This is a genomic window from uncultured Aureimonas sp., from assembly GCF_913775355.1.
Lineage (GTDB): Bacteria > Pseudomonadota > Alphaproteobacteria > Rhizobiales > Rhizobiaceae > Aureimonas.
Genome location: NZ_CAJYIU010000015.1, coordinates 1 through 8,125, shown reverse-complemented (window position 1 = coordinate 8,125; position 8,125 = coordinate 1). Strand labels below are relative to the sequence as shown.

The 8,125-nt window shown below is 68.8% G+C and carries 6 protein-coding genes; all 6 read right to left on the bottom strand.

Annotated elements, in window-relative coordinates:
• A partial coding sequence (locus QZ753_RS01145) for an alpha-amylase family glycosyl hydrolase (protein WP_294640442.1) occupies positions 1-1,195 on the bottom strand: 1,195 nt, incomplete at its 3' end.
• Positions 1,192-2,682 (bottom strand): phosphotransferase, encoded by a 1,491-nt coding sequence (locus QZ753_RS01140; protein ID WP_294640440.1) that lies wholly within the window; start codon positions 2,680-2,682, stop codon positions 1,192-1,194. The genes QZ753_RS01140 and QZ753_RS01145, both read right to left, overlap by 4 nt.
• Positions 2,683-2,730: 48 nt before the next feature.
• On the bottom strand, positions 2,731-4,782 hold the full coding sequence (locus QZ753_RS01135) for an alpha-1,4-glucan--maltose-1-phosphate maltosyltransferase (RefSeq protein ID WP_294640438.1): 2,052 nt from the start codon (positions 4,780-4,782) through the stop codon (positions 2,731-2,733).
• A gap of 145 nt (positions 4,783-4,927) precedes the next feature.
• Positions 4,928-5,773: a fumarylacetoacetate hydrolase family protein gene (locus QZ753_RS01130; RefSeq protein WP_294640437.1), complete on the bottom strand. Its 846-nt coding sequence runs from the start codon at positions 5,771-5,773 to the stop codon at positions 4,928-4,930.
• 127 nt (positions 5,774-5,900) lie between these two features.
• Entirely contained in the window at positions 5,901-7,310 is a 1,410-nt protein-coding gene (gene guaD, locus QZ753_RS01125) for a guanine deaminase (protein WP_294640435.1), read from the bottom strand.
• 11 nt (positions 7,311-7,321) lie between these two features.
• On the bottom strand, positions 7,322-8,125 hold an 804-nt coding region (locus tag QZ753_RS01120; protein ID WP_294640434.1), incomplete at its 5' end, for a urate hydroxylase PuuD.

The window sequence follows — 8,125 nt, the reverse complement described above, 5'->3', positions numbered from 1 at the left end:
TCTTCACCTCGGTCCGCCCGTAGTCGTAGATCAGCGTGTTCCAGTCCTTGTGGAAGCCGCGGCGCGGGTCTGCGTGCTCGTAGAGCGCCGTGCCGTCGAAGCGGCCGAGGCCGTGGACGTCGGTCGGAAAATGGCCGGGCACCCAGTCGAGGAGGACGCCGATATCGGCCTGATGCAGCGCGTCGACGAGGCGCGCGAAGCCGGCCGGATCGCCGAAGCGGGCGGTGGGCGCATAAAGGCCGATCGGCTGGTAGCCCCACGAGCCGTAGAACGGGTGCTCCGACACCGGCATGAACTCGACATGGGTGAAGCCCATGTCCTTCACGTAGGCCGTCAGTTCACGCGCCAGCGCGTCGTAGTCAAGGAACGTATCGCCATCGCCCCGCTTCCACGAGCCGAGATGCACCTCGTAGATCGAGACCGGCTTCTCGCGGTCCTGCCAGTCACGCGACTTGGAGCGGAAGGCGTCGTCCTTCCACTCGTGCTCGACAAGGCCGTCGACGATCGAGGCGGTGGAGGGGGCGAGTTCCTGGCGGAAGCCCACCGGATCGGCCTTCAGCGGCAGGATCTCGCCGTGCTTGCCGATGATCTCGTACTTGTAGACCTCGCCCCGCTGAAGGCCGGGAATGAAGATCTCGAAGACGCCGGTGTCGAGGCGCTTGCGCATGACATGGCGCCGGCCGTCCCAGGCGTTGAAGTTGCCGACCACCGAGACGCGGCGCGCATCGGGCGCCCAGACCGCGAAGGCGACGCCCTTCACACCGTCCATCTCGCGGGGATGGGCGCCGAGCTTCTCGTAAAGCTTGTAGTGGCGTCCCTCGGCCAGAAGATAGGCGTCGAAGTCGGAGAGGAGCGTGCCGAAGCGGTAGGCGTCGTCCTCCTCCCAGGTCACGTCGCCATGGGTGAAGCGGAAGCGGTGGGTCGGCACGTCGCCGGCGATGAAGCCGGAGAACAAGCCGTCGACCTCGCCGCGCTCGAGCGTGCCGAGCACTCGGCCTTGCCTGTCGATCACCTCGGCGCGCTCGGCGCCGGGTCGCATCGTGCGGATCACCGCGCCGCCCTCGGTGCGGTGGATTCCGAGCACTCCGAACGGGTTCTCGTGGCGTCCGACGCCGAGCGCCCGCGCCTCGTCCCCGTGCAGCGCGTGGTCGTAGCCGGCGACGGCCGACGAACGGTTGGTTTCAGTCTGGCTCATCGGAGGACCTGACGCTTTTCGAGAAGGGAGACGATGCCCCGCAGGGGAATGGACAGCCACGCCGGCCGCATGGCCGCCTCGTAGCGCAGTTCGTAGAAGGCCTTCTGCAGCACGAAGAGGTCGAGGAGCTTCCTGTTGGCTTCAGTCGACAGGGAGACGCCGCTTGCCGCCTCCCACGCCTTCAGAAACGCCGCGCCCGTGCGCTCGCGCCATCCGTCGGCAGCCTCGCGCGCCGCATCGCCGGCTTCGCCGCCCATCCGGTCGCGCGCGGCGAACGCGGCATAGTCGAACGAGCGCAGCATGCCGGCGACGTCGCGCAGCGGCGAGGTCTTGGCGCGACGCTCGGCCAACGGCCGGCCCGGCTCGCCCTCGAAGTCGAGGATCACGGCGTCCTCGCCCGACACCAGCACCTGGCCCAGATGGTAGTCGCCGTGGATGCGCGTGCGCCAGCCACCGGCCTCCGCCGCCGAGAAACCGGCGAACCAGCCGTCGATCTCACCGCGAGCCGCAAGCAGACGATCGATCTCGGACTTCAGCTCCGGGCTGCGCTCGGCCTCGCGCGCCAGCACGTCCAGCGCTTCGCCTCCCTCGGCCCTCGCCTCTGCGATGATCCGGCCGAGGGAGGCGGCGTCGAGCGGCTCGGGATCGAAGGCGGGGTCGCCCGTGTTCTGGGCGAGCGCCGCATGCATTTCGCCGGTGCGCCGGCCGAGCGTCGCGCCGGGATCGAAGCGCTCGCGCGCGGCCGTGTCGCCCGACAGTTCGGCGATGAGATCGTCGGTCACGACGCCCCAGGCGTCGCCACGGTTGTCGACGCGCTCGAAGAGGGCCGCGACGGCGGCGTGACTTCCGTCCGGCCGTCTGAGTTCCAGCGAGCCGTAGAGGGCCGGCGCGTTCGTGAAGCCGCTTTTTTCGGTCAGGAAGGCGGTGACCTCGAGTTCGGGCTGCTCGCCGTCCCGAAGGCGGCGATAGAATTTCAGGATGCCGAGCCGGCCGACCCCGACCGAGGTGTTGGACTGCTCGCCCGACAGGACCTTGATCTCGGACACCGGGACGCCTGCCACTGCCGCCAGCCGCTCGGCCTCGGCTTGGCTGCGGTGGACGAGAAGCGCGCCGCCCCCCTCCGTCCGGCCGCCCGCCAGCAAGGCGACGACAGCGGCCGCGAAGGCGGGGTCGCGTGCGCCGTCCGCCAGAAGACCGCCCGCCGGTCCCGCATCGAGGCTCGTGGCCGCCGCGCCCTCGGGGGCCGGTACCAGCGGGAGGAAGTATCGCTGCGCCTCACCGTCCTCGACATGGACGACGAGTTCGCCGAGTTCCGCCGCGCCGAGCGCAGCGTCGACCGGCTCGAACCGGGCGCCGGCGATGCGCTCGGACCGGCCCGCGAACCAGCGCTGGCGCCCGGCGAACTCGACCAGCGCCGAGGAGGGCACCGAGGCGGCGTCGAAGTCGTCGCCCGGGGACCCCTCCGGTCGGGAATGGGACGTGGTCATGCTCGCACTCTCGCTTCGCTATCGCTCATCCGGCCGCCGGTGCGGCGCTCAAACCGAGATCCGGAACACGGCATAGGGCCGCTCGTCCGGGCGGAACCACCAATGCTGGATCTTGCCGGACCAGACGAACTGCCGGTCGTCGACGAGATCATCGACCTTCACCGAAGCGTCGTCCCCCAGTCCGAGTTCCCACAGCGGCACCTCGAAATGCCCGCCCTGCGGATTGTGCGGGTCGAGACTGACCATCACGAGAAGGTAGGACGACCGGTCGGCCGTGCGCTTGGCGTAGTAGAGGACGTTGTCGTTCCAGAAGTTCAGGAACTCGAGGTTGCGGAAATCCTTCAGCGCCGGTTCCGAGTTGCGGATACGGTTGAAGAAGGCGATGTCGTCGCGGATGTTGCCCTCGCGCTTCCAGTCGAAGGCGCGGATCTCGTACTTCTCGGAGTCCTTGTACTCCTCCTTGCCGGCGACCAGCGGTTCGGATTCGCACAGCTCGAAGCCGGAATAGACGCCGTAGTTGCCGGCCAGCGTCGCCGCGAGCGCCAGCCGGATGCGGAAGCCCGGCCGCCCGCTCGTGTGGAGGAAAAGCGGGTTGATGTCCGGCGTGTTGACGAAGAAGTTCGGCCGCATGAACTCGGCGCACTCCTCCTTGGTCAGCTCGGTCAGGTACTCGCGCAGCTCCCACTTCTGGTTTCGCCAGGTGAAGTAGGAATAGGACTGGTTGTAGCCGACCTTGGCGAGCCGCTTCATGAGCTTCGGCCGGGTGAAGGCTTCGGCAAGGAACACCGTGCCGGGATCGACAAGCCGCACCTCGGCGATCAGCCATTCCCAGAAGGGGAAGGGCTTCGTGTGCGGGTTGTCGACGCGGAAGATGCGAACGCCCTTGGCGAGCCAGAAAAGGACGACGTCGAGAAGCTCCTGCCAGAGCGAGGGGATCGCGCCCTCGCGGTAGAAGTCGACATTGACGATGTCCTGATACTTCTTCGGCGGGTTCTCGGCGTATTTGATCGAGCCGTCCGGCCGCCAGTCGAACCAGTCCGGATGCTCCTTGATCCACGGGTGGTCGGGCGAGCACTGGATGGCGAAGTCGATGGCGATCTCCAGCCCGTGATCGGCGGCGCGCGTCACGAGACGCTGGAAGTCGGCGAAGGAGCCGAGCTGCGGGTGGAGGTCCTTGTGGCCGCCCTCGTGCGATCCGATCGCATAGGGGCTCCCCGGCTCGCCCTCCTGCGCCGTGACCGAGTTGTTCTTGCCCTTGCGGTTGGACTTGCCGATCGGGTGGATCGGCGGAAAATAGAGGACGTCGAAGCCCATCTCGCGAATGTCGGGCAGGCGCGCGATCACGTCGTCGAACGTGCCGTGCCGGTTGACGTCGCCCGACTGCGAGCGCGGCATCAGCTCGTACCAGGCGGAGAAGGCCGCACGCTCGCGATCGACCCAGACCGGCACCTCGCGGCCGTAGGATGAGAGGTTTTCGCGCAGGCCGACGTCGCGCAGGAGCGCGACCGTCGTCGCCTCCTCGAAGGCGGCGTAGAGAGCCTCGCCGTCGCCTTTGGCGGCGAGCTTGCCGATCCGCTCGCGCAGCGCTTTCAGCGCCTTCTGCTGGTCCTTGGTGCCGCGCCCGGACCCGGACGCCTTCTCGAGAAGGATCGCGCCCTCGCGCAGTTCCAGCGAGATGTCGACGCCCGCGTCGCGCTTCTTCTTCGTGTCGCTCGCCCAGGTGGCGAAGGTGTCGCGCCAGGCGAGGATCGTGAAGCGGTAGGGGCCGGGCCTATCGAACGAGACCGTCGCGCCCCAGCGGTCGTTGGCGATGAAGACGAAGGGCGTCTCGGCCCAGTGCGCGTCGTCGACGCCGCGCGTCAGAAGCGCTGCGGCGATGATCTCGTGGCCATCGGAAAAGATGTCGGCGGTGACGGTGAGCGGCTCGCCCTCGGCGCGCTTCACGGCGAAGCGCCCCCCGTCGATCTCGGGCTCGACGCCCTCGATCGCGACGCGGTCGGCGGCCAGCCGCTGGAGGCGGTCGAGCGATGCGGCGGCGGATGCCTTTCGGGCTGCCGTCTCGCGCTTCCTGGGCTTCGATCCGGTTTCGACCTGGGACATGGGCTGGCCTTCCTGCTGCCTGTCGAGAGGTCGGACGCGCCGTTTCAAAGGCCCGTCCGACGCGCAGAAGGAATAGGGGCCGGGCGCGCCGATTCCAGTGCGGCCCGCCGTTTTGCCCGGCCCTTTTGTCTTCAGCCGTGCGGGATCAGCCCTGTTTCGAGAAGACCTGCCGCTGCTCGCCGAGTTTGGGATTGCCGAGCGTGACGATGTCGCCGTCCTTCAGGAACACCGGCGGCTTCATGCCGGCGCCGACGCCATGCGGCGTGCCGGTGGTGACGATGTCGCCGGGCTCCAGCGCGAAGAACTCGGAGGCGTAGGAGACGATCGTCGCGAAGTCGAAGATCATGTCGGCCGTCGTGCCGGTCTGCATCCGCTGGCCGTTGACGTCGAGCCAGAGTTCCAGCGCGGCCGGGTCCTCGATCTCGTCGCGCGTCACCAGCCAGGGGCCGAGCGGGCCGAAGCCCGGCGCGCTCTTGCCCTTCAGCCACTGGCCGCCGCGCTCCTTCTGCCAAGTGCGCTCCGACACGTCGTTGCACAGGCAGAAACCGGCGACGTAATCCATCGCGTCGGCCTTCGACACCTGGTAGCAGCGCTCGCCGATGACGACCGCGACCTCGACCTCCCAGTCGACCTTGGACGAGCCGTTCGGGATCACGACGCCATCGCGCGGGCCGGCGATCGAGGACACCGCCTTGTTGAAGAGAAGCGGCTCCTCCGGCACGTCGGAGCCCGTCTCGGCGGCGTGTTCGGCATAGTTGCGCCCGGCGGCGACGAAGTTGCGCGTGCCGCCGACCGGGGCGCCGAGACGGTGGCTCGGGTCGGTCTTCGGCAGGCTTTTCGGGTCGAGCGCACGCAGCTTCGCCAGCCCCTCGCGCGAGAGGACGGCGCCCGCGATGTCGGCGATCTCGCCCGACAGATCGCGCAGCGTGTTCTCGGCATCGATCAGGCCGGGCTTCTCGGCTCCGGGCTCGCCGAATCGGACCAGACGCATGGTTCAACCTCCTCGTTGCGGGGCGGGAAGGCCCCCTCCAGTTCAGGCATAGGACGAAGGCACCGACGGATGCCAGCGCCGCTTGGTGCGGGATGGGCCGGACCGTCGCGGGCGTCGTGCGGGCGCGTCAGCGATCCTGCGCCTCGCCGCCGCCGATCGGTGGGGCGCCGGGACCGTGCGGCGGCTGGTCGAGCCGGCCGGGGAGCGCTCGATCACCGTCGCGCGAATGGACCTTGCGGCCCGCCGCGTAGGTCGCCACGACATTGCGCTCGTCGCCGGTCGTCATCAGCACGAACAGTTCCTCCTCCAGCGTCTCGATCCGCTCGGCCCGGCGGCGCTGGGCCGGCGTCGCCGCCGTGTCGAGGATCACGAAATCCGCCTCGAAGCCCGGCGCGACCTGCCCGATCCGGTCATTGAGGCCGATCGCGTCGGCATTGCCGGCGGTCAGCATGTAGAAGGCGGCGTGACCACGCAGCTTCTGGCCGCGCAGGGCCAGCACCTTGTAGCCCTCGGCCGCGGTCGTCAGCATCGAGTAGGACGTGCCGCCGCCGATGTCGGTGGCGATGCCGGTGCGAAGGCCGGCCGCCAGCGCCGCGTCGCGGTCGTAGAGGCCGGAGCCGAGGAAAAGGTTCGAGGTCGGACAGAACACGGCCGTGGCACCCCTCTCGGCCAGCGCGCCGCGCTCGCGCTCCGACAGGTGGATGCAGTGCCCGAACAGCGCCTTGCGCCGCACGAGGCCGTAGTGCTCGTAGACCGCCGTGTAGTCCTCCGCCCACGGGAACAGCTCGGCCACGAAAGCGATTTCTTGCGTGTTTTCCGATAGGTGCGTCTGAATATGCAGGCCGGTATGCTCGGCCGCGAGCGTTCCCGTCGCCTCCAGTTGTGCCTCCGTCGAGGTCGGCGCGAAGCGGGGCGAAATGGCGTAGGACAGGCGGTTCCTGCCGTGCCAGCGCGCGATGAGGTCCTTCGATTCGTCGTAGCCCCGCTGCGGCGTGTCGAGCAGCGCGTCGGGGGCGTTGCGATCCATCATCACCTTGCCGCCGACCATGCGCAGGCCCAGCCGATCGGCTTCCGTGAAGAAGCTCTCCGCCGACTGCGGATGCGATGTGCAGAAGGCGACCGCGGTCGTCGTGCCGTTGCGCAGAAGCTCGGCCATCAGGAAGCGGGCGGTGGCATCCGACACGGAGGGGTCGCCGTAGCGCGACTCCTCCGGGAACGTGTATTTCGACAGCCATTCCATCAGCTCCGTGCCGTAGGAGCCGATCACCTGCGTCTGCGGCATGTGGAGATGCGGGTCGATGAAGCCGGGCATCAGGAGATGCGGGCGGTGGTCGGCGACGGGGACTGTTGGATCGAGGTCGGCCAGCAACTCTGCCGCCTCGCCCACCGCCTCGACCACGCCGTCGCGGACGACGACGAGCCCGTCCTCGATATAGCGATGCGAGGCCTCGACGCCCGCCTCCAGCGGATGGGCGTGGTAGGAGAGGACGCGCGCGCGGATCGCCAGCGCGCCGCCGGCCGGATGAATGTCGCTCATGTTCCGATCCTTCAGCGGCGCCAGGTTCCGTCGCCGGACTCGATCCAGCGCGCGAGGGCCAGTCGCTCGGCCGGCTCGAGGCCGGTGATGTTGCCGGGCGGCATGGCGTGGCTGCGCACGGCCTGACGCTCGATCAGCGAGGCGTTGAGGACGATGTCGCGCCCGGTCTCCAGAAGGACCGCCTTCGGCGCATGGCCTATGCCCGGCCAGAGCGGCTGGCGGGCGTGGCACATCGAGCAGCGCGACTGGACGATGCTTTCCGCCTCGGCGAAATGGCTGGAGCGGGCGAGCGCCACCTGCGGGTCGGCCGGAAAGTCGAGGCTGGTCTCCGCCGCCGTCGGCTCCGATCCCGCCGCCGCGCGCCAGCCGGGCGCGCCGGACAGGGTTATGACGGACGCGAACAGGATGCCGGCCACCGCCCAGCACCACCAGAGCTGCTGCCCCGTCTTGTGCATCGTGTTGAAGAAGTGCCGCACGACGGCGCCGATCAGGAGCACGAGGCCCGCGATCGCCCAGTTCCACTCCGTGGCAAAGGCCAGCGGATAGTGGTTGGAGAGCATCAGGAAGACGACGGGAAGCGTCAAATAGTTGTTGTGCAGCGAGCGCTGTTTGGCGGCTGCGCCGAGGCGCGGATCGGGCGTGCGCCCGGCCTTGAGGTCGGCCACCACGATCTTCTGGTTCGGGATGATCAGCATCGCGACATTGGCGGTCATGATCGTCGCGATCATCGCGCCCGTGTGCAGCATGGCGCCGCGCCCCGAGAAGATCTGGCTGAACACGAAGCTCGCGGCCACCACGTAGACGAAGAGGACGCC

Bases quoted from the DNA above. Each gene is read 5' to 3' on its own strand.
- guaD (WP_294640435.1), bottom strand. From the start codon at position 7,310: ATGAGCGACATTCATCCGGCCGGCGGCGCGCTGGCGATCCGCGCGCGC.
- QZ753_RS01140 (WP_294640440.1), bottom strand. From the start codon at position 2,682: ATGACCACGTCCCATTCCCGACCGGAGGGGTCCCCGGGCGACGACTTC.
- QZ753_RS01130 (WP_294640437.1), bottom strand. From the start codon at position 5,773: ATGCGTCTGGTCCGATTCGGCGAGCCCGGAGCCGAGAAGCCCGGCCTG.
- QZ753_RS01135 (WP_294640438.1), bottom strand. From the start codon at position 4,782: ATGTCCCAGGTCGAAACCGGATCGAAGCCCAGGAAGCGCGAGACGGCA.